This is a genomic window from Pseudomonas sp. Sample_9 (genome assembly GCF_004307535.1).
In the GTDB taxonomy this organism is placed as follows: Bacteria; Pseudomonadota; Gammaproteobacteria; order Pseudomonadales; family Pseudomonadaceae; genus Aquipseudomonas; species Aquipseudomonas mercuritolerans.
In genome coordinates, this window is the sequence record NZ_RAZO01000011.1 from 25,953 (window position 1) to 27,796 (window position 1,844).

Below are 1,844 nucleotides of genomic sequence, written 5' to 3' on the forward strand. Positions count from 1 at the left end.
GGTGATAGCGCAACGCCATGGTCTGAATCTTGCCTTGCTTCTGCCCTTGAACACGATCGCCTTACAAAGGCGCTCGACAATGGGAAGTTTCGCTACAGAGCCGGCCTACAGAGCGGGCATGGGTGAACTTTCGAGGCCTTTTAGAGGGCACGGGTCGTGAGCCAACAGCTCGCGATGCACGCCAATGGTGCGTGGTGTCCAGAGGAGTCATGAGGCATGCAGGCTTTCCTTTCACCGGGGATCAAATTGCTGGGGCGGTTTGGCTTCGCAGGTAAATTCCAATTGTTGTTTCTGCTGTTCATTCTGCCGCTGGCCGGCAGCCTGTTGATGATCGGCCATGACTATCGCGAGAAGCTCAATCTGATCGCCGGCGAACGTGCCGGTGTGCGTCAATTGCTCGCGCTGGATGCGCTGGACAACCTGCTCGCCGCGCAACGCGACCGCGCCGCCCGCTGGCGCGCCACCGAGACCAATCGTCAGCCGACACCGGCCACCCTCGCCGCCATGGCTGCCTTCGACGGCGTGCAACCGGCGGTGCTGCAAGCCACCACCGAGCTGGGCAATGCCCTGAACCAGCAAGGCGCCGACGGCGCAATCCTCGAGCGCTTTCAGGCGCTGCAAACCGCACTCAATGGCCTTGATTCGAAAAGCCTTAGCAGTGTCGGCTGGTGGCCGGACGGTTATGACCGCTTCACCAATGCCCTGGGCGCGCTGCAAGCGTTGCGCGAGCAGATCGTCATGGACAATCGCCTGACTCTCGCACCGTGGCTGGAAACCTACCTGCTGACGCAGATTTCCACGCAACACGCACCGGACCTGATCGAGCGGGTCGGGCGTCTCGCCGCAGTCGGCCAGGCTTCGGTCGTCTCCGGGCAGTTCACCCTGCAGAGCCGCCTGCAGTTGCGCGACCTGCGCAGTCGCATCGGGGACGCCCGCGAGCAACTGGTGAAAACCGCCGGCCTGCTGGAGGCGCGTCTGCCAGCCGAGCTGCAAGCCTGGGCTGGCCAGTATCACGACAGCCTGAAACACCTCGACAGCGGCCTGAAAGTTCTCGACGACGGTGTGTTTGGCGGCAGCATCAACCTCAAGCCAGAGGACTTCGAACGCAGCCTCGACGCGCTGCTCACCGACCTCGCTTCCCTGCGCCAGCAATCCCTGGTCGCGCTGGATCAGCGGCTCGATGCGTATTACAGCTCGGCGATCCGCCAGTTCGTTGTTGTCGCCGCAATCTTCGGTTGCCTGCTACTGGCCGCGTTGTACCTGTTCGTCTGCCTGCAAGCCTCGATCCGCCGCAGTGCCAGCGGCATCACCTTGCTCGCCGAAGCCTTGCGCGACGGCAACCTGAGCCTGCAAGTGCCGGTGGTGGGGCGCGATGAGCTGGCAGCGATCAGCACCGCGCTCAACGTCGCCGTGGTGCAACTGCGCAGCAGCATGCTCGGCGTCGACCACGAGACCTCGCAGTTGAGCAACGCGGTACGCAGCCTCAACCAACACTCCAGCGGCGCCCTCGGTGAAGTTGAGGCGCAGCAGTTGCAGATCAGCCAGATCGCAGCTGCCGCCACGCAATTGGCCGCGACCTCGCAAGGCGTCGCGCAGAGTTGCGAACAGGCCTCCGGCAGCGCCCAGCACACTCGGCGCATCGCCGCCGACAGCAGCCGCGACAGCCAACGCACCACGGCCAGCATTCAGCAGCTCAATCAGCGCCTGAACGACACTGCCGCCGCACTCGGCCGGGTCAGCGAGCAAGGCCAGCAGATTCAACTGGTCGTGGACACCATTCGCGGCGTCGCCGAGCAGACCAACCTGCTCGCACTCAACGCCGCCATCGAAGCCGCCCGCGCCGG

Annotated in this window: 1 protein-coding gene; it reads left to right on the top strand. The window is 64.2% G+C overall.

Annotated elements, in window-relative coordinates:
• Window positions 1-216: 216 nt before the first annotated feature.
• The coding region (locus tag D6877_RS00925) for a methyl-accepting chemotaxis protein (protein WP_130909560.1) at window positions 217-1,844 on the top strand (1,628 nt) is incomplete at its 3' end.